The organism is Cupriavidus agavae (assembly GCF_004217045.1).
Taxonomy (GTDB): domain Bacteria; phylum Pseudomonadota; class Gammaproteobacteria; order Burkholderiales; family Burkholderiaceae; genus Cupriavidus; species Cupriavidus agavae.
Window position 1 is genome coordinate 769,429 of the sequence record NZ_SGXM01000001.1, and the last position, 23,931, is coordinate 793,359.

The window sequence follows — 23,931 nt, forward strand, 5'->3', positions numbered from 1 at the left end:
TCGGGGGGTGGACAGATGAGTACGATGGTAAATCTGCCGGGCAGTTCCCGGAGGTGGGTATGACGGAAGGGGAGTTCGAAGCCAGGTACGCTACCCGCGCTCAATTGGCGGAGATCTCGGCGGGCGTACGTCGGTTCGGGCTTGAGATGGCGCGCAGGAATCGGCGTGGGTTGATGATCGTCGACGTGACGTTCGTCCTTGCTGCAGGCGGGCTCGGAATCCTGATGATCATGGCGGGGTAACCTCGCACACCCATTGACCGCCCGAAAACAAAAAACCCGGAGAGCTCGTCAGCTTTCCGGGTTCTCGGCAACGTAAGGCGTTGCTGGTACAGCAACCAAACTACCTAAAAAATCGTCGTGGAATCAAGAGGGTATGATTGGTGGGGTATCTTCATACCCCGAAACATACCCCGAAAAAATGGCAGGTGTGCAACTCCGCTCCGGCGATCCAATTGCCAGGGCAAAACATCGTTATGAAGTCTTTCCCGCGGCCTTTCCTGCCTTCTTAGCAGGGGCCGCCTTCTTGCGCGGCGGACTGGTCGAGGGAGAGGTGAACAGCGATGCTTGCTTATCGCTGCGCGCCGGCCCTGCAGTCAAGACGGATTGGAGCTCCCCTAAAAGGGCCAATGCTTTGTCGATAAGCTCATTACTTACCGGCTCACGAACAGGTGGCTGCTGCGGCACACGGTCTGCAGCATTCGAGTGAGCGCTGTACGTTTGCTCGGTCTTAGCACCATTTCGTCCACCGAGTCTGAATTGGCAAGCGACACCTGGAATGAGTTCTACGGTCAGTGCTCTGGTGCTTTGCTTCGGCAAAGCGGCATACTCTTCAGCTTGAGTCGATAGTTTTGACAGCCAGTCATACTCTGCCCAAGATAGGTCAACTTGCGGACTGTCCGTAACCTCATAGCCGGCTGCCAATACGCGGTCTACGCCTTTCACAAGTCTCAACCAGGTCGGGTCCCACGTCATTGGACCGCCGAGACCTGCAAGTAGGCCGAGCCATATGTATGCCTCCGGGCATTCTTTGGAAAATGGCTCAAGAAGATCGATGTGGCTAGTCCCGCGTCCCACTAGGAACGTCGCGCTGGCGAGCAAAGGACCAACGGCACGACGGCTGGTCGCTGGCAACGACATCGTACGATCAACAATTTGATCAAAGCCCTGTACACGGCGCTCGGCAGAGCTACTGAGTATCAACTCGTTTCGATACAGGATGTCAACAAGCTCCGGGCTTACCTCTCTCAGTACGCTTCGGACGATATACAAAGGTTCGTTGCTGAATCCTAGGTTTGTATCTCTTACGTGCGGCCAGATTGAAGACAGTACGTTAGAACCAACCCGCTTTCTTTGGAACATCGGGTCAGCTTCGCATTGAAGAAGGCGTCCTGCGACAGAAATGGCAGAGTGGATTTTGCTGTCGCTACTCATGCCATAGCCTAGAACGCTTCGTGCCATCGAATAGCTCAGGCAACCGTGAGCCCAGGAAAGTGAAACCGAGGCAATTGGCGCGGAACCTTCCGCTTGGCCCAGCATCTCGCCGGCAACTAAACTAGCCCATCTGTATCGTTGCTGGATCCCCGGATGATCATTCGGGGCTGCTTCGAATTTTTGCCACTCCGAAAGCGAGAGAATCCGGCAGTGTTGACTTAGGGGAAAGGTCTCGGGACTAAAGGTGTGAACCCAACTGAGCAGTTCCGCTATCTTTGAGTCGGGAATGACTGCTAGGCAGGGCAGGCGTTCGTCACGTGGCTCGTCAGTGAAGAACGCGACCGCAATGTCGGAGGAATCGGCGAGTGCGTGCTCGGCATGCGTGCGCGGTACGGCAGCAGATCGCTCCATTCCCAACATGACGCCGGGGATAGCCTGTCGCGGTAGGCCACACCACTCAATTTTGCGCATATTGGTCATTCGAAGAGGTCGTCAATCGTGGGATTTTCATTCTGTGCGAACGCGGATCGAAGTCGCGGACTGACTGACCCGTTACCCGGGGAAGAGTACGCGAGAAGAGTGGTCTTGGCCCTTGTAACGGCGGTGTACCAAAACTCCGCCGTATCCTGGGGACCCTGTGCGTCTTCGCAAGCAAATAGATGCACGGCGCGGAACTCGGTTCCTTTTGCGCCTGCCACCGTCATCACGTGGATTTGGGCTCCGGATGAGAACAAAGTGGGGTCATGCTCCTGATGGTACGCCACAAAACCTTCTAGATCCGTCCCCGAAAAATAGGCTCGCAGCTCATCATAAGCCGCCCTGCGTGGGATGAGGATCGCCAGCGCTTCTTTAGGGTAGGCTCTTCGTTGTTGGCGGAGTTCATTCAACATTGTGTTGAATTGAGCCTGCCGGCTGGCTTGGGGAAGATACTCTGCTCGCGACTGCTGCGTGCTTTCATCGTAGTTCGTGGTAGCTTCCAGAGATTCATCTGGCTTGGCCGGCGGCTGCAACTTATCGGCGACGCGAGCGATAGCTTTGCCGATGCGATAGTGCGCCGACAACTTCTTAGTCTCAAAACCCAAAGCGTCTGCAATTTGCATTGCATCGCCATGGTATATGGACTGCCGCGAATCACCGGCGATCGTTACTCGTCGGCACGCATGAGAAATTGCTTTTAGCTCAGCCTCGAAGAGATCTTGGACTTCGTCGACAAACAGTGCTTCGTACATCGGTGCAGCTGCACATTGCACGCCCATCATCTTGAGAAACTCTTCCGCAACGAACTGCCGCGTTGCGTTGAATTCGTCCTGTCCTGTTAGTCCCCTCGTTGCTTCCTCCAATTTCTTTGAGAAATTCGGAATGCGCTCGTGACAGAGCTTCCGCGCCCATTTATGAAATGTCGAGATTTGGTTGGAGTCGAGTTCTTTTTTTCCTGTGTCAATGAATGCAGAAAGTACACCGCCGAACGTAAGCAATAGTTGATTCTTTAGGCCGGACTTCGAAAGGAAGGCTGCACGCAACACTAGCAGGTTGGTCTTGCCGCATCCGGGGGGGCCGACAATCAGGTAACGGCCATCGAATGGCAAGCCGATGAGCGCTTCTTGTTCCGGGTCCAGATCCTGCCGTTGCCTCCACCAAGTGCCTTCCATGATTTCTCCGTAATGTTCTAAATGACTGCGAACAGCATTACTGCAGCGGTGAATTCTCAACCAAATCAGCTTGCATGGACGAGTTTCCATGCATGGCGATGAGTCCGAGAGCCGTTTCGACTAAGATACCGACGCGATCGACCGTGGCAACGCATAGATCGGTGCTATCAGATGCCACATCCACTTCGCCAGCTGCAGCTTGTTTGAACGTGCTGATGTCGGGCTCGACGTTCGCCGCCGCAAGCAATGTCACTGTGCCGCGAGTTGGCAAAGGGTCGGCATGCCACGTGAACAGCAACATCACGTGCACCGTGAGGCCTTGGTTGTCTCGCAGTTGGATTTGGACCGTCTCGCTTCCTTTAGCAAAAGAGGTTAGCGTAAAGGCTCCACTGATCAATGGCAGTAGAGACTGCCTTAGGGCCGCTTCGCAATTGCGAACGAATCCGTCCCGTTTAAGCACGATGCTACGTTGTTGTTGGTCAAATTCACGCTTTGCTTGCGCTGTTGCACGAACCTGTACGCTATTCGCTCTCAGTCGGTCGGCGCCGGTAAGATCGGGGGAGACGAATCTATCCCATGAAACCAACCGCAGACGTAGATTCGGATCCTTGACAAGGCAATGCGATGCCAGCAAAGCGAGAGAGGCGTGTTCTGCGGATGCTGAACTTAAGTTGGGCAGCTCTCTGAACACCGCCATTGAAATGACGTGCTTGTTCTCAGTTCGAGCGGCTTCCGAAAACAGCGGACGCTTCACCAACAAGTCATGGAGGACCCCGCCGATTTGGTAGAACGTAAGCGCCCGCCACATCTCGGCTGAGGGGACCTCCAGTCGGAAAAGGTACTCGGGGGAACTGTATTGAGCAGTGGCCACAAATGGCCGCCGCTGACCGTGATCCGTTGCATCAGCGCTTTCCTCGTCAGTGCTTGCGGCTCGGACTACTCCCAAATCGATTAGTCTCAGTTCCGAAAAGTCTGCTGCGACCAGAATGTTTTCAGGCTTAATGTCCCGATGGACGATGCCTTTGTCCTCAAGAAATCTGGCCGCTTCTACGAGCTGATCTAAGAGCTTGGGGATGACCCCCTCCGGCACCTTACCAAGGGTGTCTTTCAGCGTGTCCCAAGGCACGTACTCCATTTCCAGAAAACACCCGTCGTCATTGACAACAATCTCGTGAATCTGGACAAGGAATTTGCAATGATGACCAATGAGTCCGCGCTGGAGCTCAATCCGTCTGAGCTCAGCAGCTCCATTTTTTCCTAGCAGAAGGGACGGGTCGTAGACCTTAAGTGCGAAAAGCTTGCCTGCGTCCTCAGCGATGTAGACGGCTGCGGAGCCGCCTGCGGCCAACGGCTTCACGATTTTGCCTCCTCGCATTTCGAGGTAGCGCTCTGCAAGTGGTTGGAGCTGTTGGAGAAGCTCTTGGTCCATGGCTAGATCCGGGTTGTTTTCGCAGTAATTCTATCGTCCTGGGCGCCTATTGCACCCCAGATGCGACCCCACCCATCCGGGGTATCGATTCGTTGAATCAAACCTGTGCAGGCACCTCTGCTGCGGTCTGGCAGCAGAGGTGGGGAAAATGCCGTGGCGTCGTGGCAAGGTCTGCCAAAGGGACGGCGGAGCCTTATAAATCAACGGATTATCCCGCCGTGGCATGCCACGAAAGCGTGTGTGGCGGCCTTTCCGTTCTGTGGCTCAAAAAATAGGCAGTGACCTGAAACCGTGGCACGTGTCCATCACCTTTTTCCGCTGTCTTTCTCTTCTTTCTCTTTGATTTGAAAAGAAAAAAGGAGAGGAAGAGGGGGAGGAGGCCCAAATAGCCGATGTGGCAAAAGGCGAGCAAAGCGTGGCAAGTTGTAGCAAAATTGTGGGACTATTTTTCTTATAAATCAAATGGTTAGGTCGTGGTTGCCACGGTGCCACGGGCATTTTCAGGTTGCATGCTCCCTAGCCGCCTAGCCAAGCTCGACGCGGCAGCGCGCCGGAGGCCGACCGCCTGCGCAGCCAACTCGAAGACTGTGGGCAAGAAAAAGCCCGCACATGGCGGGCCTATACAATGGGCGCAGCAGGGTGCTACGGGGGCATTCGGGCGTCTTCGATTTCAGGTATGGCCTCAAGGCCGAGCCGTTCCAGACTTGGCACGCTGATGGCGGTCATATGAGCATGGCGCCGACCATGGATACGCTTTTCCACGTCGTCCAGCAGCTTGCCGGCATGCTTGGGGACGACCCCAGATTGCAGCAGCTGCTGTTTGAAAATGCGTGCGGTCTTGATGGGCAGCGCATCGAACTTCTGCCGCAGATGCGGTGCCGTCGCGATATGGTCCATTACGTGGCTCGGCCGCACGAAAAGAGCCATGACCGCTTCATCGATGCCCCGGCCCAACAGATAGGAAACCGCAGGGCTCGCATCAGCGCGAGCTTTATCCGCTATGTATTCCTCGGTGCTTTTCTTCGATGGAAGCCCGCGCGGCTCGGTACTTGGCATGGGCATCCCATACCAGTCACCCAACAACTTGGCAGCGTCCATCGGGCCATCGATGTCGGGTAGGCAATGAATGACGAGATCGATGCAGGAGCCACCCGTCTCGGTAGACCAATCCTTCCAAGAACGTCCATTGTCATAAATCGACAGAGAAGGGCTCTTGTCGGTGTGGTGAGGGCTGTGATAGTTGCCCTTGGCGCCGCTGCGCCTCAGGTCCAATCGCTCGGCCACGTCGTGCAGATCGATGCCGCGCTTGAGTTCATCAAACCACGCGCGGAGGGCAAGATTGTGCTGTGTTTGCATGGGCAGCCTCACAGCATGTCATGGACATGGCTCAGTGCTTCGTCCAGACGTTGTTTGAGAGGGCTCCCGGCGTTGGAGTAGGCCGTGGCTAGCGCCTAGATAGAACTTTGCTTCCATAACGAAGTGCAATGCCTCCGGCAGCTGATTGCACTCAATCTGTCCTTGCGCTGCACTGAGGTTGAAGACGGCCGCGGCGATGTCTTCGAGGATCGCTTCGTTATAGACGCTGCTAGGCGTAAGCTTTCGTAGAAACGCCGCCGTTGCAGCTGCACAAGCCTCCGCCATGACACGTGCTTCTGGGGAAATGTTCGGTGGGTCGTCCGAGTTGTCCGCGAGCATCTCGCGGTCTTGAACTCCAAACAACACCATCAGATTTCCATTTGGTCGAACGCCGAATCGCTTCTCATAGTCGTCTTCCACTTCGGGAAATCCGTCGCCTATCGAAACGCCGAAGGCTTCTGCAAACATTTCCTCCAGTTGTTGGTTCGTCTTGTTGAGCTGGTCTTGCAGTAGCGATACTGCTTCCATTGAATCTGCAGTCATGGTGTCGTTGTGCATTACGCCGCCTTTGCTTCCGCAGGATGGGACGCGGCATGTTCATCGATGAAGTCGGCCCACCACTGCATTACGCGACGCCGCTCGGGCATGTATTTGGCGTGGTTGTATGCCGCGATCGTTTGGTTGGACTCTTTGTGGGAAAGCTGCGCTTCTATAACCCGGGGGTCGAAAAGACCGGACTCATTCAGGAGCGTCGACGCAAGGCCCCGGAGTCCGTGGACGGTCTGTTGACCCTTAAAGCCTATCGAATGAAAGACCTTGTTCATCGCCTCACCCGTGACAGGTTTGAGCACGCTGACTGCACCAGGGAACAATAGGGCGAAATGGCCCGTGTACTGTTTCAGGTCTTCAAGAAGGGCGATGGCCTGGCGAGACAGCGGGACCACGTGCGGCGTTCCAGAAAGCTTGTGCCACAGGCGACCTTTCATGCGGCCAGACGGCACGTGCCATTCCGCGTTCTCGAAATCGAACTCTGACCATTCTGCATACCGCAGCTCCCCGCCCCGAATGAAGGTCAAGACGGCCAGCTTCACGGCGGCAACGGTCTCGGGTCTGCCGGTATATCGATCGATGCGCTGGAGTAGGTCGGGCAACTGCACGTCCGTGACGTGCGGGTAGTGCTTGACCGGAGGTCGAGGTTTCAACTGCGCAACCATGCCTGCAGACGCGTCCACTGTGGCGCGGCCGGTGCCTATTGCGTACTGGAAGATCTGCCCGGCGGTGACCAGTGCGCGGCGTGGCATTTCATAGGCGCCGCGCTTTTCGATCTTGCGGGCCACGGTGAGCAAGAATGCAGGGGTGATCGATGCAATAGGGTGCTGGCCAAGGTCCGGATAGAGGTCGCGCTCCAGCAGTTGTTTCGTCTTCTGAGCATAGCCGGCGCTCCACGTATCGTTCCTGTGCTTGAGCCACTCTTCGGCAACAGCACGGAAGGTGTTGCGTGCGGCTTCGGAGACTGTGGCTCGGGCCACGTCCCGGGCGAGAGCTGGGTCGGTCCCATCGGCGAGTTGGGCGCGTGCTGCTTCGCGGCGCTCCCGAGCTGCGCTGAGGCCGACCGCTGGATAGTCGCCGAACGTGAGCAGGTTCTCGGATTTAGATCCTGGTTTCTGATACTTCATGCGCCATTTCTTGGCGCCGCTGGGGAGCAATTCCAGATAGAGGCCGCCACCGTCGCGGAGGCGGTTGCCGCCGTCGGCGCTGTATTTGGCCTGGCGACACTGGAGGTCAGAGAGGGGGAGGATTCGCTTGGGCATGGTGAAAAAACTCCGTACTCTGAAAACTATACCCCCATACCCGCATCTGTACCCCAAAAAGTGATGGTTGGTGCTGGTCAACCTTGGGCAACGATAGGCAACAAAAAACCCCGGAAGCCGCTTGGCGCCGGGGTTTTCAGGCAACGTAAGGTGTTGCTAACCATTGTACTGGTGGGTGGTACAGGGATTGAACCTGTGACCCCTGCCGTGTGAAGGCAGTGCTCTACCGCTGAGCTAACCACCCCTTTCTGCTTCGTCACCGTTGTTGCTGGTGTCGTGCAGCGGAGAAACGAGATTATGCCGATGTGGCAGTATCTTGTAAAGCCCTTTTTTCAACTTTCTGCGAGAAAGTCGTGGAGGGCTCACCGCGGGGCTACTGCACGGTGGCGCCGGGGGGTACTTGCATCGGGACCTCGATCTTCCAGACGGTCTTGCCGCCGCTGGCCTTGTCGAGTTCCTTGAGCACGCCGGCGTGGGCCGAGACTTCGGCTTCCGTGGCCAGCAGGACGGGCAGCGTCAGCGCGGACAGGTCAGCGGTGGCGCGGGCTTCGCCCTGGGCGGCGCCGGTGTCCATGGCGTCGATGACCAGCGAGTTCTGGCCGCGCGTCATGGCCAGGTAGACCTCGGCCAGCAGTTCGGCATCGAGCAGTGCGCCGTGCAGCGTGCGGTGGCCGTTGCTGACACCCAGGCGGTCGCACAGGGCGTCGAGCGAGTTGCGCTTGCCGGGGAACATGTTGCGGGCTTCGCGCAGCGTGTCGATCACGTTGCCGGCGTGGGAGCGGAACGGCGGCAGGCCGTGGCGCTGGAATTCCATGTCGAGGAAGCCGAGGTCGAACGCCGCGTTGTGGATGATCAGCTCGGCGTCCTGCACGTAGTCGCGGATCTCGTGGACGACCTCGGCGAATTTCGGCTTGTCGGCCAGGAAGGCGGCGGTGATGCCGTGGATGGCCACCGCTTCCTCGGGCACGTCGCGCTCGGGGTTGATGTAGAAGTGGAGGTGCCGGCCGGTCAGGCGGCGGTTCACCAGTTCCACGCAGCCGATTTCGATCAGGCGATCGCCGGTGGCGGGGTTCAGGCCGGTGGTTTCGGTATCGAGGACGATCTGTCGCATGGGGCAGGATTGTAAACGGTTGGCCGGGGCAGGCCGGAATTCAGCGTTTGTCAGGCGTTCAGCGATTCCACGCCGCGGTTGGCCAGACGGTCCGCGCGTTCGTTGCCGGGGTGGCCGTTGTGGCCGCGCACCCAGTGCCATTCGATCACGTGGGGCTGCCGCACCTCGTCCAGGATCTGCCAGAGGTCGGCATTCTTGACGGGTTTCTTGTCGGCGGTCTTCCAGCCACGCGCCTTCCAGCCGGTAATCCACTCGCTGATGCCTTTCTGCACATACTGCGAGTCGGTATAGATATTGACCACGCAGGGCCGCTTGAGCGCGCGCAGCGCCTCGATCACGGCCATCAGCTCCATGCGGTTGTTGGTGGTCGGGGTTTCTCCGCCGAACAGTTCTTTCTCGTGGCCGCCGGCAACGAGTACGGCGCCCCAGCCGCCGGGGCCGGGGTTGCCCTTGCAGGCGCCGTCGGAATAGATGGTGACTTCTTGCATTGAATCGATGTTGTGGCCTAGCTCTGGGCGTCAGGCGTGGTTGTCTGGGTCTTGCCGTGGGTGCCCGTGGGGGTTGCCACCGGGGCGGACACGGGGGTCAGCGCGGGTTTGGCGGTTTTCCAGCTCGGGCCGACCAGGCGGATGTTCTTGACGCGCTTGACCGCCGAAATCATGTAGACCGAGCCGAAGATCGGCCACCAGCGGTCGCCGGCCTTCTCCATGAAGGCGGCGCGCTGCAGCCAGCGGTCGGTGCGGTAGGGCGGGCAGTAGCAGCCGAACCGGCCCCGGATGATTTCGAATCCGAGCAGCTTCAGCCAGTCCTTGATCCGCACGAATCCGATGGTCTGGGCGTCGCTGGGCAGGAATGGCGTGGCGCCGAGCCGGTTCAGGCCCTGGCGGGCGCCCCACAGGCTCATCGGGTTGAAGCAGGTCACCACCACGCGCCCCTCGGGCATCAGCACGCGCGACACCTCGCGCAGCACCTCATGCGGATCTTCGGAAAATTCGAGGATGTGGGGCAGCGTGACCAGGTCGATGCTCTGCGTGTCGAAGGGCAGTTCGTCGAACCGGCACAGCAGCTGGCGGGCGTCGGGATGGGTCTGGCGCGGGCCATGGGGGCCGGCGCGGCCGTCCAGCGCCAGCGCCGAGAACGGCATGCGGTTCTCGCGCAGCGTATCGATATGGGGCAGGCCGAGCTGCACGGCGTGGTAGCCGAAGATGTCCGTCACCGTCCGGTCGTACTGGGCCGCTTCCCAGTCGAGCATGTACTGCCCGGGTGGCGAGGCGAGCCATTCTTCCCAATCTATAATCGGTCGGTTGGACATAGGAGCACACATGTTGAAAGTGGAGCCGATCCCCGCCTTTCAGGACAACTATATCTGGGCCATCCATGACGGGCATAGTGCCGCGATCGTGGACCCGGGCGAGGCCGCGCCCGTGCTGCGCTTTCTGGCGCAACGCGGTCTGGCACTGGGCGCTATTGTAATCACCCATCACCACGGAGATCATCAGGGCGGTGTTGCCGGGCTGCTGGAAGCCCATCCGCGCGGCCCCGACGGCGCCCCGGTGCCGGTCGTCGGGCCGGCTGGCGAGCGGATCGGGCACCGCACCCAGGCGGTGCGCGAGGGCGATACCGTGACGCTGCGGCATCCGGCCGCCAGTTTCGGCGTGCTCGACGTGCCGGGCCATACCGCCGGGCACGTCGCGTACACGGCCGAACTGCCCGGCGTGGGTCACGCGGTATTCTGCGGCGACACGCTGTTCGCCAGCGGCTGCGGGCGGCTGTTCGAGGGCACCCCCGCGCAGATGCTGGCCTCGCTGGACAAGTTGGCCGCGCTGCCGGCCGACACGCGCGTCTACTGCGCCCACGAGTACACGCGCAGCAACGTGCGCTTTGCGCAGGCCGTGGAGCCCGCCAATGCCGAGCTGGCGGCCTGGTCGGTGCGGGTCGAGGCGCTGCGCCAGGCCGATACCCCCACGGTGCCCACGACCATCGCCCAGGAACGGGCGGTCAACCCGTTCCTGCGCTCGCGCGAGCCCACGGTGCGGCGCGCCGTGGCGGGGCAGGGCGGGGATGTCAGCACCGACGCCGGGGCCTTTGGCGCGCTGCGCGGCTGGAAGGACGGCTTTCGCTGACGCGAAGGAGTGCGCCAAATTGCATCTTGGGGAAAATCTCATTGACGCCAACCTATGTTTTCCATAGGATCAGCCCACATTTTTGGCGTCACTTTCAGAGAAATTAATGCGATTTGGTCGACTTCTGGCGGTAATTGCGAGTGCCGCGCTGCTTGCAGCCTGTGCCGGCACTCCCAATCCGCCCGCCGGCGAGATGGCCGGCACGCCGACCGCACTGGATTCGGGCCAGAACAAGGACCCGCTGAACACCCTCAACAGCACTGGCGGCGCCGGCATCCTGCCCGGCGCGCCGGTCGTCAACGTCGACCAGGCCAGCGTGGACTGGCTGCGCGGCCCCTCCACCGATATCTGGGACCGGATCCGCAAGGGTTTCGGGATGCCGGACCTGGAGGGAACGCTGGTCGATGACCGCACGCAGTGGTACGCGGCGCGTCCCGACTACATGGAACGGATGGTGGGCCGCTCGAGCCGCTACCTGTATCACATCGTCGAGGAACTCGAGCGGCGCAAGATGCCCACCGAGCTGGCGCTGCTGCCCTTCGTCGAGAGCGCGTTCAACCCCCAGGCGGAATCCACGGCCAAGGCGGCCGGCATGTGGCAGTTCATCCCGAGCACGGGCAAGAGCTACAACCTCAAGCAGAACATGTTCCGCGACGAACGGCGCGACGTGCTGGCGTCCACCGACGCCGCGCTCGACTACCTGTCGCGCCTCTATGACATGTTCGGCGACTGGCACCTGGCGCTGGCCGCGTACAACTGGGGCGAGGGCGCGGTCTCGCGGGCCATCGCGCGCAACCAGGCGCGCGGGCTGCCCACCGACTACGCCAGCCTGACCATGCCGAACGAGACGCGGTACTACGTGCCCAAGCTCCAGGCGGTCAAGAACATCATCGCCAGCCCGGCCGTCTACGGCGTGCGGCTGCCCGAGATCCCCGACCACCCGTACTTCGTCACGGTCACGACCTCGCGCGATATCGACGTGGCGCTGGCCGCCAAGCTGGCGAACATGCCGCTGGACGAGTTCAAGGCGCTCAATCCGTCGTTCAACCGCCCGGTGATCCTGGGCGCGGCCAATCCGCAGATCCTGCTGCCGTTCGATAACGCCGAGCGCTTCCAGTACAACCTCAATACGTACCGTGGTGGCCTGTCGAGCTGGACCGCCGTGACGGTGGACAGCCGCGAGCGGGTCGAGGCGCTGGCGGCGCGGCTCAATGTCGATGCCGATACCTTGCGCGAGATCAACCGCATTCCCAAGGGCATGCGCCTGAAGCCCGGCTCGACCGTGATGATCCCGCGCTCCGACCGGCACGACCAGGACATCAGCGCCTCGCTGGTGGATACGGCCATGCTGGCCGTGGAGCCCGATGTGCCCGACGCCAGGCGCGTGGTGGTCAAGGCCGGGCGCCGCGACACGGTGTCGTCGGTGGCGCGCCGCTATGGCGTCAGCACGCGGCAGGTGCAGTCATGGAACAAGCTGTCGGGCAGCAAGCTCGTGGCCGGGCAGAGCCTGGTGCTGATGCTGCGGCCGAATTCCGCGGCGGCGGCGCGGGCCGAGCGGGGTGACGACGGCGACGACGCACCGCGCACGGCCGCACGCGGCAAGTCGCGCGGCAAGGCGCAGGCGGCCGAGAGTTCGGCGAAGTCGGCGTCGAAATCTGAAAAGTCAGTGAAGTCGGCCAAGGCTACGCCGCGCAAGCGGGTGGAAGTGGAAGCGTCAACGCGCAAGACGGCCAGCAAGGCGCCGGCCAAAACAGCGCCGGCCAAGTCCGCCACATCGGCCAAGTCGAACCGTTCCAGCACCCGCTGAGCGGCGAAACCGGCGGGGCGATGGCTGCCTCGTTGACCTGTATCAAGCGGTAATCGGGCGAAGCAGGGCAAAAGAGACGGTCTGTCTCTACTTGTCCTGCTGCCATGTCCCGCTTCCGAATCCTGCTCGGTGCGCCGCTGATCGCGGCCTGCCTCGGCGCCTCGTGCGAAACCGCGCGAGACGGCGCCGGTACCCAATATGCCGCCCCCAAACTGGTCGCCCATCGCGGCGGCACCGCGGATCGCCCCGAAAACACCCTGGTCGCCATCGAATCGGCACTGGCCAGGCGCACCGACATGATCTGGCTGTCCGTGCAGCTCAGTGCCGATGGCGAGCCGGTGCTGTACCGGCCCGCCTCGCTTGAGGCGCTGACCAACGGCTCCGGCAACGTCGCGGACTGGTCCGCGGCGGCGCTGGCGCGGCTCAACGCGGGCTGGCAGTTTGCCGAAACGGGTGCCGATGGCCGCCAGCACTATCCCTATCGCGGCCGGGCGGTTCCGATCCCCACCTTGCGCCAGGCGCTGCGCGCCATTCCGGCCGCCGTGCCGGTCATTCTCGACATGAAGGCAATGCCGGCCGAGGCCCAGACGCTGGCCGTGGCCCGGGTGCTGGAGTCGGAGAACGCCTGGGGCCGCGTGCTGATCTACTCGACCGAGCAGGACTACCAGCAGACGTTCGCGGCATGGCCCCGCGCCCGGCTGTTCGAGTCGCGCGATACGACGCGCGGCCGGCTCGTGACCGCCACGCTGGGCCAGGAGTGCGGCCCGGCGCCGGCCTCGGGCGCGTGGGCCGGCTTCGAGATGCGGCGCAAGGTGGAAGTCGTCGAGACCTTCACGCTGGGCGAAGGCCGCTCGCCCGTCAACGCCGTGTTCTGGACGCCCGCTTCGGTCAGGTGCTACCGCGCCGGGGTGCCCGTGAATCTGGTGGCGTTCGGCGTCAACGACCAGGACGCCTACTGCGAGGCAAAACGGCTGGGCCTCGATGCCGTCATGGTAGATTCTCCAGAAAAGATGGCTGCGATCCGGGCCAAGGTGGTCGAGAACCCCGCGGTCTGCGGCAGGTAGCCGCGGCGCAGACCGCACCATCGGGCCGGGCCGTCGCCATCCACACCGCATTGCACACATATATATAAGCGGAGGAGACACATCATGACGGCAAGCCGTGCGCTGCACGCGCGTTCCCTGTCCGACAAGGCGGGATTCTGGGCCGAACAGGCCGGGCGGATTCACTGGGAGACCCCGTTCGGGCAGGTGCTCGACGACAGCCGGCCGCCGTTTGCGCGCTGGTTCGTCGGCGGACGCACCAACATCTGCCACAACGCCATCGACCGGCACCTTGCCGAGCGCGCCGACCAGCGCGCCCTGGTCTACGTCTCGACCGAGACCGATACCGAACGCACCTACACCTACCGCGAACTCCACGACGAAGTCAGCCGCATGGCCGCCATCCTGCAGGGGCTGGGCGTACAGCGTGGCGACCGTGTGCTGGTCTACATGCCGATGATTCCCGAGGCGATGTTCGCGATGCTGGCCTGCACGCGGATTGGCGCGGTCCATTCGGTGGTGTTTGGCGGGTTTGCCTCGGTCAGCCTGGCGGCGCGTATCGACGACGCCAAGCCGAAGGTCATCGTCAGTGCCGATGCCGGCTCGCGCGCCGGCAAGGTGGTGCCGTACAAGCCGCTGCTCGACGAGGCGATCCGGCTCGCCGGCCATCATCCCGGCAAGGTGCTGCTCGTGAACCGGAAACTGGCGGAAATGCCATGGACCGAAGGCCGTGACGAGGATTACGCCGCCTGGCGCGAGCAGGTGGCCGGGCAGGCGGTGCCGTGCGAGTGGATGGAATCGTCCGAGCCGTCGTACGTGCTCTACACCTCGGGCACCACGGGCAAGCCCAAGGGTGTGCAGCGCGATACCGGCGGCTACGCCGTGGCGCTGGCCACCTCGATGGAATACATCTTCTGCGGCAAGCCCGGCGATACGATGTTCACGGCCTCGGATATCGGCTGGGTAGTTGGCCACAGCTACATCGTCTACGCGCCGCTGCTGGCGGGCATGACCACGGTGATGTACGAAGGCACGCCGATCCGGCCCGATGGCGCGATCCTGTGGAAAATCGTCGAGAAATTTGGCGTAAATCTGATGTTCAGCGCGCCCACGGCCATTCGCGTGCTCAAGAAGCAGGACCCTGAACTGCTGCGGCGCCACGACCTGTCGAGCCTGCGCCTGCTGTTCCTGGCCGGCGAGCCGCTCGACGAGCCCACCGCGCGCTGGATACAGGACGGTATCGGCAAGCCCGTGGTGGACAACTACTGGCAGACCGAATCGGGCTGGCCGATCATTGCGATCCAGCGCGGCGTCGAGGCGCTGCCGCCCAAGCTCGGCTCGCCCGGCGTGCCGGCCTACGGGTACGACCTGCGCATCGTCGACGAGGCGACGGGCGAGGAATGCGCGCCGAACCAGAAGGGCGTGGTGGCGATCGACTATCCGCTGCCGCCCGGCTGCATGACCACGGTCTGGGGCGACGACGACCGCTTCCTGCGCACCTACTGGACGGCCGTGCCGAACCGGCAGTGCTATTCGACATTCGATTGGGGGGTGCGCGACGAGGACGGCTATGTCTTCATCCTGGGCCGCACCGATGACGTGATCAACGTGGCCGGGCATCGGCTGGGCACGCGCGAGATCGAGGAAAGCCTGTCGTCGCACCCGGGTGTGGCCGAGGTGGCCGTGGTGGGCGTGCAGGACGCGCTGAAAGGGCAGGTGGCACTGGGCTTCTGCATTGCCCGGGACGGCAGCCGCACGGGCAGCGATGCCGACCGGCTGGCGTTCGAGGGCGAACTGATGAAGACGGTCGACCAGCAACTGGGCGCCGTGGCGCGGCCGGCGCGGGTCTTCTTCGTCAATGCGCTGCCCAAGACCCGTTCCGGCAAGCTGCTGCGGCGGGCCATCCAGGCCGTGGCGGAGGGCCGCGACCCCGGTGACCTGACCACGATCGAAGACCCCACCGCGCTGGAGCAGGTCAAGGCGGCGCTGGGGCAGGCGGGATGAGGTACCCCGCCTGATGCACATCGCGCCCCTTTCCCTTGGATGGGAAGGGGTGCGGAAAACCGCTTGCCAAGCGCCCGCATGCCGCCTAATATTTGAAGCATAAAATATTTAACCCTGATATACAGCCGGTCGCCCTGGCGAGCCGGGCAGGTGGCAGGAGACAAGATGCGTGTGCTTTGCATAGGCGGTGGCCCGGCGGGTCTGTACTTCGGGCTGCTGATGAAGCTGCGGGACCCCTCGCGCGACGTGGTGGTGGTGGAGCGTAACCGGCCCTACGACACGTTCGGCTGGGGCGTGGTGTTTTCCGATGCCACGCTCGAAAACCTGAAGCAGGCCGACCCGGTCAGTGCGGCCGAGATCAATGCGGCGTTCAACCACTGGGACGACATCGATATCCATATCGGCGGCCGCACCATCCGGTCGGGCGGCCATGGGTTTATTGGCATTGGCCGCAAGCGGCTGCTGAACATCCTGCAGGCGCGCTGCGAAGCGTTGGGCGTGCGGCTGGTCTTCGAAACCGACTGCACCGACGACCAGGCGCTGGCCCGCCAGTACGGCGCCGACATCGTTGTCGCCTCGGATGGCATCAACAGCCGCATCCGCACACGCTACGCGGCCACGTTCGAGCCCGATATCGATCACCGCCAGTGCCGTTTTGTGTGGCTTGGCACGCACAAATTGTTTGACGCGTTCACGTTCGCGTTCGAGAAGACCGAGCACGGCTGGTTCCAGGCCCACGCGTACCGGTTCGATGACACGACCTCGACCTTCATCGTCGAAACGCCAGAATCGGTGTGGCGCGCGACCGGCATCGAGGACATGAGCCAGGAAGAGGGCGTGGCGTACTGCGAGAAGCTGTTCGCGCCGTACCTCGACGGCCACAAGCTCATCAGCAATGCCACGCACCTGCGCGGCTCGGCCAACTGGATTCGCTTTCCGCGGGTGATCTGCCGCCGCTGGGTGCACTGGAACACGCTGGCCGATGGCCGCCGCGTGCCTGTGGTGCTGATGGGCGATGCAGCGCATACGGCACATTTTTCGATCGGCTCCGGCACCAAGCTGGCCCTGGAAGATGCCATCGACCTGGCCGACGAAATCGATGGGCAGGGCGCCGCAGGTATCGACCAGTTGCCCGAGGCGCTGGCGCGCTACGAGGCCACGCGCAGCGTGGAGGTGCTCAAGATCCAGAACGCCGCGCGCAACTCGACCGAATGGTTCGAGAACGTGGAGCGCTACGCGGGCATGGCGCCCGAGCAGTTTGCCTATTCGCTGCTGACCCGCTCGCAGCGGATCTCGCACGAGAACCTGCGCGTGCGCGATGCCGCGTATGTGGAGGGGTTCGAACAGTGGCTGGCCGGCGAGCCGGGTTTGCCGCCGATGTTCACGCCGTTCCGCCTGCGCGGCGTGACGCTCAGGAACCGCGTGGTGGTCAGCCCGATGGCGATGTACTCGGCCACGGACGGCGTGCCGGGCGATTTCCATCTGGTGCATCTGGGCGCCCGTGCGATGGGCGGCGCCGCGATGGTGGTGGCCGAAATGACCTGCGTCTCGCCCGAGGCGCGCATCACGCCGGGCTGCCCGGGGCTCTGGAACGACGCCCAGCGCGACGCCTGGAAGCGGATCGTCGATTTCGTGCACGCCGGCAGCGAGGCGAAGATCGCCATCCAGCTCGGCCACGCGGGCCGCAAGGGCTCCACGCAGCTCGGCTGGGAAAAGATGGATTACCCGCTGGCCGAGGGCAACTGGCCGTTGGTCTCCGCGTCGGCGCTGCCCTACCTGCCCGGCATCTCGCAGGTGCCGCGCCAGATGACGCGTGCCGACATGGACCGCGTGCGCGACGATTTCGTGGCCAATGCGCGCCGCGCCGCCGAGGCGGGCTTCGATTGGCTGGAACTGCATTGCGCGCACGGCTACCTGCTGTCGAGCTTCATCTCGCCGCTGACCAACGTGCGCGAGGACGAGTACGGCGGGGTGCTCGAAAACCGCCTGCGCTATCCGCTCGAAGTGTTTGCCGCCGTGCGCGCCGTCTGGCCGCAGGACCGGCCGATGTCGGTGCGGATCTCGGCGCACGACTGGGTGGAGGGCGGCATCACGGCCGGCGACGCGGTGGAGATCGCCCGGGCGTTCAAGGCGGCCGGCGCCGACATGATCGACTGCTCGTCAGGGCAGGTCAGTCCCGACCAGGCGCCAGTCTATGGGCGCATGTACCAGACGCCGTTCGCCGACCGCATCCGCAACGAGGCCGGCATCCCGACGATTGCCGTCGGGGCGATCTTCGAGGCGGACCACGTGGACAGCATCATTGCGGCGGGCCGCGCGGACCTGTGCGCGATTGCCCGGCCGCATCTGGCCGATCCGGCGTGGACGCTGCACGAGGCCGCCAGGCTGGGCTTCCGCGACGTGCCATGGCCCAGGCAGTACGTGGCCGGCAAGCGGCAGCTCGAGACCAATCTGGCGCGTGCGGCGTCGTACGCGCAGGCGCCGGGGAAGTAGCCATGGCACAAGGACTTGACCTGCAGGGCCGGCACGCGCTGGTGACCGGCGGCGGACGCGGCATTGGCGCGGCCATCGCCCGGCAACTGCTGGACGCGGGCGCCAGCGTGACGCTGGTGGGCCGTGACGGCGCGGCGCTCGATGCCGCCGCCGGGGCACTGGCCTCCCATGTGGTGGCCGGCGCCGCGTTGGGCATCGCTCCGGCCGACATCACGGACGTCGATGCGGTAGCCGGCGCGTTCGCCGCCGCCACATCGGCGCGCGGGCCGGTCACGGTGCTCGTCAATAACGCCGGCCAGGCCGTCAGCGCGCCGTTCGGAAAGACCGACCTCGCGCTCTGGCAGCGCATGCTCGACGTCAACCTGACCGGCACCTTCGTCTGCACCCAGGCGGCGCTGCCCGCGATGCTCGACGCCGGCTGGGGCCGCATCGTGAACGTGGCGAGCACGGCGGGGCTGACCGGCTACGGCTACGTCAGCGCGTACTGCGCCGCCAAGCACGGCGTGATCGGCCTGACCCGGGCGCTGGCCCTGGAACTGGCTGCCAAGGGCATCACGGTCAACGCGGTTTGCCCCGGCTACACGGAAACCGACATCGTGCGTGATGCCGTGGCCAATATCGTCGCCAAGACGGGCCGCACGCAAGCCGAGGCTCGCGCGGAACTGTCGGCGCGCAATCCGCAGAAGCGCCTGGTGCAGCCAGAGGAAGTGGCGGACGCCGTGGCCTGGCTGTGCCGGCCGGCGGCGTCGGCGATGACCGGCCAGGCGCTGCCGGTGGCGGGTGGGGAGGTGATGGCGGGTTGAATTCCAACTCGCCAACGGTTTGCTCCCCTCTCCCGCGTGCGGGAGAGGGGCGGGGGAGAGGGCCCAGCGGTTCAGATTGCGACAAGTCAGAGAAGCAGAACCTCCAGCCCTCTCCCCAAGCCCTCTCCCACTGCATGGGAGAGGGGAGACATCTACACAGCGAGAGACACCATGACCGACATCGCCCTCGACATGCGCCACCACAAGCGCGCCTTTGCGGATTACGACCCCAAGCACTTCCTCTGGTCGGTTTCTCCGGACGGCCGCGTGGCCACGATCACGCTGAACCGGCCCGAGCGCAAGAACCCGCTGACCTTTGATTCCTACGCGGAGCTGCGCGACCTGTTCCGTGGCCTGTGCTACGCCACTGACATCAAGGCCGTGGTCATCACCGGCGCGGGTGGCAATTTCTGCTCGGGCGGCGACGTGCACGAGATCATCGGGCCGCTGACCAGGATGTCGATGCCCGAACTGCTCGACTTCACGCGCATGACCGGCGATCTGGTCAAGGCCATGCGGGCGTGCCCGCAGCCGATCATCAGCGCCATCGACGGCATCTGCGCCGGGGCCGGCGCGATGATGGCGCTGGCGTCCGACATGCGCCTGGGTACCGCCGAGGCGCGCACCGCGTTCCTGTTCGTGCGCGTGGGGCTGGCCGGTGCCGACATGGGTGCCTGCACGCTGCTGCCGCGCATGATCGGGCAGGGCCGGACCAGCGAACTGCTCTACACTGGCCGCGCCATGACCGCCGAAGAGGGCCTGCACTGGGGCTTCTTCAACGCGCTGCACGGCTCCCACGCCGTACTGGCCGAAGCCGAGACGCTGGCCGCGCAGATTGCCGGCGGACCCACTTTCGCGCACGGCGTGACCAAGAAGCTGCTGCACCAGGAATGGAACATGGGCGTGGACGAGGCCATCGAGGCCGAGGCCGAGGCGCAGGCCATCTGCATGCAGACGCGCGACTTCCGCCGGGCCTACGACGCCTTCGTGGCCAAGCAGAAGCCCGTCTTCGAAGGCGACTGACGTCAGGGAACCCCATGAGCGACAAGACCTACCTCGACCTGCCCTTCTTCGACGCCGCCCACCGCCAGCTCGAACGTGAACTGGACGGCTGGTGCGCCGGCCACCTGCGCGATGTCGACCACCACGACACCGACACCGCCTGCCGCAAGTTGGTGCGCCAGCTGGGCGAGGCCGGCTGGCTGCGCTACTGCGTGCCGGAAGCGTTCGGCGGTGCGCTGCCGCAGCTCGATTCCCGCGCGCTGTGCGTGCTGCGCGAGACGCTGGCGCGGCACGACGGCCTGGCCGACTTTGCCTTTGCCATGCAGGGGCTGGGGTCGGGCGCCATCACGCTGGCCGGCAGCGACGCCGTGCGCGGGCGCTATCTGCCGCGCGTGGCCCGCGGCGAGGCGATTGCCGCCTTCGCGCTGTCAGAGCCCGAAGCCGGCTCCGACGTGGCGGCGATGCAATGCAGCGCACGGCTGTCGGAGGACGGCAGCCACTATGTGCTGGACGGCGCCAAGACCTGGATCTCGAACGGCGGCATTGCCGATTTCTACTGCGTCTTTGCCCGCACCGGCGAGGCGCCCGGCGCACGCGGCATCACGGCCTTCGTGGTGGATGCCGATACGCCGGGCCTGTCGATTGCCGAGCGCATCGACGTGATCGCGCCCCATCCGCTGGCCACGCTGCGCTTTGACGGCTGCCGCGTGCCGGTGGGCCAGCGGCTCGGCGAGCCGGGGCAGGGCTTCAAGGTGGCGATGATGACGCTGGACATCTTCCGGGCGTCGGTAGCCGCCGCCGCGCTCGGCTTCGGCCGTGCCGCGCTGGACGACGCGCTGGCGCGTGCCACGTCGCGCCCGATGTTCGGCGGCGTGCTGGCCGACCTGCAACTGACCCAGGCCGCCATCGGCGACATGGCCACCGCCATCGACGCCGCGGCGTTGCTGACCTATCGCGCCGCCTGGCTGCGCGACGCGCGGCAGCAGCGCACCACGCGCGAGGCCGCCATGGCCAAGATGGTGGCCACCGAGAACGCCCAGCAGGTCATCGACCGCGCCGTGCAGATGTTTGGCGGGCTCGGGGTGAAGGTGGGCACGCGCGTGGAGAGCCTGTACCGCGAGATCCGCTCGCTGCGCATCTACGAGGGCGCCACCGAGGTACAGAAGCTGATCATCGCGCGCGAGACGCTGGCCGCGCGCCAGGCATAGCCGCACGAACCCGACCGAGGAGACAAGCATGGCCGCCCCCGCCCCCGCATCCGGCACCGCCCACGTCGACACCTTCGCCCGCGACCGCCTGCCGCCGCCCGAACAATGGCCGGTCTTCACGTTCAATGACGACACCCGCTATCCGGCGCGCCTGAACGCGGCGGCCGAACTGGTGGACCGGCACGTGGCGCAGGGTAGCGGGGCGCGCGTGGCCGTACGCCACGAACGCGGCGGCCGCATCGAGACCGTGACCTATGCGGCGCTGGCGGCGCTGGTCAACCGCATCGCCCATGTGCTCGTGGAAGACATGGCGCTGGTGCCCGGCAACCGCGTGCTGCTGCGCGGGCCGAACAACCTGATGATGGCGGCGAGCTGGCTGGCCACGCTGAAGGCCGGGCTGATCGCGGTGCCGACCATGCCGCTGCTGCGCGCCAGGGAGCTGCGCCAGGTCATCGACCGCGCCCAGGTCAGCGCCGCGCTCTGCGACGCCCGGCTGCGCGACGAACTCGACGCCAACCAGCGCGCCGGCGGCGAGCACTTCTGCCCGACGCTGACGACCGTGCGCTATTTCAACGGCGAGGGGCCGCAGGCGCTGGAGACGGCCATGGCAGGCAAGCCCGACACCTTCGCCGCCTGCGACACCGCTGCCGACGACATCTGCCTGATCGCATTCACGAGCGGCACCACCGGCCAGCCCAAGGGCACCGTCCACTTCCACCGCGACGTGCTGGCGATGTGCGACCTGTTCCCGCGCCACGTGCTGAAGCCCACGCCCGACGACATCTTCTGCGGCACGCCGCCGCTGGCGTTCACGTTCGGGCTCGGCGGCATGCTGTGCTTTCCGCTGCGGATTGGCGCCAGCACGGCGCTGGCGGAGAAGCTGACGCCGGAGACGCTGCTGAAGCTGATCCAGGACCATCGCGCCAGCATCGTGTTTACCGCCCCCACGTTCTATCGCCAGATGGCCACGCTGGTCGGCAACTTCGACCTGTCGAGCCTGAAGAAGAGTGTCTCGGCCGGCGAGGCGCTGCCCGATGCCACGCGCCAGGCGTGGAAGGCGGCCACGGGCATCGAGATGACCGACGGCCTGGGTGGCACCGAAATGATGCATATCTTCGTGTCGAGCGCCGGCGCCGAGGTGCGCCCCGGCGCGGTGGGGCGCGTGGTGCCGGGCTACGAGGCGCGCATCGTCGACAACGACATGCAGCCGGTGCCGCCGGGCACGGCCGGCAAGCTCGCGGTACGCGGCCCCACGGGCTGCCGCTACCTCGACGACCCCCGGCAGGAGCACTACGTGCGCGACGGCTGGAACCTGCCCGGCGACACCTTCGTGGCCGATGCCGACGGCTACTACTTCTACCAGGCGCGCTCGGACGACATGATCATCTCGGCCGGCTACAACATCGCCGGGCCCGAGGTCGAGGGCACGCTGATGAAGCACGAACTGGTGGCCGAATGCGGCGTGGTGGGCGCGCCCGACCCCGAGCGCGGGCAGGTGGTGACGGCCTACGTGGTGCTGCGCCCCGGCGCGGCCGCCGACGAGGCCACGCGTTCCGCCCTGCAGGACTACTGCAAGCGCGAGATCGCGCCATACAAGTATCCGCGCCGCATCGAGTTCGTGGCTGCACTGCCGCGCACCGAGACCGGCAAGCTGCAGCGGTACCGGCTGCGGCAGATGGCGGAAGCGCCGGATGCCGTGGAATTGGAGAAACAACGATGAGCGAGGTGTTCCGCAACACGGTGCGCGTGCGGTTCAAGCACTGCGACGCCGCCGGCATCGTTTTTTATCCACGTTACTTCGAGATGCTCAACGACGTCATCGAGGACTGGTGCGCCGAGGCGCTCGACTGGCCGTTCGATGCGATGCACCTGACGAGCCACACCGGCATTCCCACGGCCGAACTGCAATGCCGGTTCACGGCGCCGAGCCGGCTTGGCGAACTGCTGACTCGCGAACTGCGCGTGACCCGCCTTGGGCGCAGCAGCTTCAGCGTGGCGATCCGCTTTGCCGGTGCCGGTGGCCAGGATGACACGCGCATGACAATCGACCAACGCCTGGTGTGCGTCGATACCCGCACCATGGCCGCGCAGCCACTGCCCGCGCCGGTGCGCAGTGCGATGGCGCGCTATCTCGTGCCCGCCGCCGCGTGACCCCCATCAAGGAAGCAACCATGCTCAAGACTTTGCAACCGCCCGACTGGGCAGCCCCGAAAGGTTACGCCAACGGCATCATGGCCGAGATGCAGGTGGGCAGCCGCCTGATCTTCGTCGGCGGCCAGATCGGCTGGAACGGCCAGTGCGAGTTCGAGACCGACGACTTCGCGCTGCAGGTGGCGCAGGCGCTGCGCAACATCGTGGCGGTGCTGGAGCAGGGCGGCGCCCGGCCCGAGCACATCGCGCGCATGACCTGGTATGTGAAGGACAAGGCCGAGTACGTGGGTGCCTACAAGGCCATTGGCCAGCATTACCGCGATATCGTCGGACGGCACTTTCCGGCGATGACTGCCGTGGAGGTGGCAGACCTGATCGAGCCGCGCGCCAGGGTGGAGATCGAAGTCACGGCCGTGGTGCCACCAGGCGGCTGAAACCGGTGCGTGGCCGGCAGGGCACGGGCGGACGGTTGGGCGGCACCTGTGTCAGGTGCATCGTAAGTGTTTGA

At 64.2% G+C, this 23,931-nt stretch carries 21 protein-coding genes and 1 tRNA gene; 12 read left to right on the forward strand and 10 right to left on the reverse strand.

From position 1 onward, the window contains the following. Positions 1-59 precede the first annotated feature (59 nt). Entirely contained in the window at positions 60-242 is a 183-nt protein-coding gene (locus tag EV147_RS03555; protein ID WP_130389730.1) for a hypothetical protein, read from the forward strand. A gap of 231 nt (positions 243-473) precedes the next feature. Here the strand turns inward: EV147_RS03555 and EV147_RS03560 are convergent, their stop codons facing one another. The 10 genes from EV147_RS03560 to EV147_RS03605 form a co-directional block, all read right to left on the reverse strand. Further along, complete coding sequence (locus tag EV147_RS03560; RefSeq protein ID WP_130389731.1) at positions 474-1,913, reverse strand: hypothetical protein; 1,440 nt, start codon at positions 1,911-1,913, stop codon at positions 474-476. Next, the gene (locus tag EV147_RS03565) at positions 1,910-3,082 is read right to left on the reverse strand and encodes an AAA family ATPase (protein WP_157994659.1); all 1,173 of its coding nucleotides are present in this window, start codon (positions 3,080-3,082) and stop codon (positions 1,910-1,912) included. Before EV147_RS03565 ends, EV147_RS03560 begins: the two co-directional genes overlap by 4 nt. Before the next feature lie 37 nt (positions 3,083-3,119). Further along, positions 3,120-4,511, reverse strand: a complete 1,392-nt coding sequence (locus EV147_RS03570) for a protein kinase domain-containing protein (protein WP_130389733.1) — start codon at positions 4,509-4,511, stop codon at positions 3,120-3,122. Between the two features lie 642 nt (positions 4,512-5,153). After that, positions 5,154-5,867: a CHC2 zinc finger domain-containing protein gene (locus EV147_RS03575; protein ID WP_130389734.1), complete on the reverse strand. Its 714-nt coding sequence runs from the start codon at positions 5,865-5,867 to the stop codon at positions 5,154-5,156. Positions 5,868-5,885: 18 nt separating this feature from the next. Continuing rightward, positions 5,886-6,425, reverse strand: coding sequence for a hypothetical protein (locus tag EV147_RS03580; RefSeq protein ID WP_130389735.1), 540 nt, complete (start codon positions 6,423-6,425; stop codon positions 5,886-5,888). Beyond that, on the reverse strand, positions 6,425-7,678 hold the full coding sequence (locus EV147_RS03585) for a tyrosine-type recombinase/integrase (RefSeq protein ID WP_130389736.1): 1,254 nt from the start codon (positions 7,676-7,678) through the stop codon (positions 6,425-6,427). Before EV147_RS03585 ends, EV147_RS03580 begins: the two co-directional genes overlap by 1 nt. A 169-nt stretch (positions 7,679-7,847) precedes the next feature. Continuing rightward, positions 7,848-7,922: transfer RNA gene (locus tag EV147_RS03590), tRNA-Val, on the reverse strand. A gap of 129 nt (positions 7,923-8,051) precedes the next feature. Next, positions 8,052-8,789 (reverse strand): DNA polymerase III subunit epsilon, encoded by a 738-nt coding sequence (gene dnaQ / locus EV147_RS03595; protein ID WP_130389737.1) that lies wholly within the window; start codon positions 8,787-8,789, stop codon positions 8,052-8,054. A gap of 50 nt (positions 8,790-8,839) precedes the next feature. After that, positions 8,840-9,277: a ribonuclease HI gene (gene rnhA, locus EV147_RS03600; protein ID WP_130389738.1), complete on the reverse strand. Its 438-nt coding sequence runs from the start codon at positions 9,275-9,277 to the stop codon at positions 8,840-8,842. Positions 9,278-9,294: 17 nt separating this feature from the next. Further along, the gene (locus tag EV147_RS03605) at positions 9,295-10,101 is read right to left on the reverse strand and encodes a class I SAM-dependent methyltransferase (RefSeq protein ID WP_130389739.1); all 807 of its coding nucleotides are present in this window, start codon (positions 10,099-10,101) and stop codon (positions 9,295-9,297) included. Between the two features lie 10 nt (positions 10,102-10,111). On the opposite strand from EV147_RS03605, the gene gloB reads away from it, so the two are divergent. From gloB to EV147_RS03660, 11 genes are all read left to right on the forward strand, one after another. After that, positions 10,112-10,912 (forward strand): hydroxyacylglutathione hydrolase, encoded by an 801-nt coding sequence (gene gloB / locus EV147_RS03610; protein ID WP_130389740.1) that lies wholly within the window; start codon positions 10,112-10,114, stop codon positions 10,910-10,912. Positions 10,913-11,018: 106 nt separating this feature from the next. Next, complete coding sequence (locus tag EV147_RS03615; RefSeq protein WP_130389741.1) at positions 11,019-12,719, forward strand: transglycosylase SLT domain-containing protein; 1,701 nt, start codon at positions 11,019-11,021, stop codon at positions 12,717-12,719. A gap of 104 nt (positions 12,720-12,823) precedes the next feature. Further along, a complete protein-coding gene (locus EV147_RS03620; RefSeq protein WP_130389742.1) occupies positions 12,824-13,783 on the forward strand; it encodes a glycerophosphodiester phosphodiesterase family protein in 960 nt (319 codons plus the stop codon). 60 nt (positions 13,784-13,843) lie between these two features. After that, positions 13,844-15,766, forward strand: a complete 1,923-nt coding sequence (locus tag EV147_RS03625) for a propionate--CoA ligase (RefSeq protein ID WP_268907415.1) — start codon at positions 13,844-13,846, stop codon at positions 15,764-15,766. A gap of 165 nt (positions 15,767-15,931) precedes the next feature. Then, on the forward strand, positions 15,932-18,259 hold the full coding sequence (locus tag EV147_RS03630; RefSeq protein ID WP_130389744.1) for a bifunctional salicylyl-CoA 5-hydroxylase/oxidoreductase: 2,328 nt from the start codon (positions 15,932-15,934) through the stop codon (positions 18,257-18,259). A gap of 2 nt (positions 18,260-18,261) precedes the next feature. Continuing rightward, a complete protein-coding gene (locus tag EV147_RS03635; RefSeq protein ID WP_130389745.1) occupies positions 18,262-19,062 on the forward strand; it encodes an SDR family NAD(P)-dependent oxidoreductase in 801 nt (266 codons plus the stop codon). 171 nt (positions 19,063-19,233) lie between these two features. After that, a complete protein-coding gene (locus EV147_RS03640; RefSeq protein WP_130389746.1) occupies positions 19,234-20,085 on the forward strand; it encodes an enoyl-CoA hydratase family protein in 852 nt (283 codons plus the stop codon). 14 nt (positions 20,086-20,099) lie between these two features. Then, complete coding sequence (locus EV147_RS03645) at positions 20,100-21,272, forward strand: acyl-CoA dehydrogenase family protein (protein ID WP_130389747.1); 1,173 nt, start codon at positions 20,100-20,102, stop codon at positions 21,270-21,272. Between the two features lie 28 nt (positions 21,273-21,300). Continuing rightward, positions 21,301-22,992, forward strand: a complete 1,692-nt coding sequence (locus EV147_RS03650; protein ID WP_130389748.1) for an AMP-binding protein — start codon at positions 21,301-21,303, stop codon at positions 22,990-22,992. Next, positions 22,989-23,423, forward strand: coding sequence for an acyl-CoA thioesterase (locus tag EV147_RS03655; protein ID WP_130389749.1), 435 nt, complete (start codon positions 22,989-22,991; stop codon positions 23,421-23,423). The genes EV147_RS03650 and EV147_RS03655 overlap by 4 nt, the downstream gene beginning before the upstream one ends. Positions 23,424-23,443: 20 nt before the next feature. Then, positions 23,444-23,857, forward strand: a complete 414-nt coding sequence (locus EV147_RS03660) for a RidA family protein (protein WP_130389750.1) — start codon at positions 23,444-23,446, stop codon at positions 23,855-23,857. Positions 23,858-23,931: the final 74 nt, after the last annotated feature.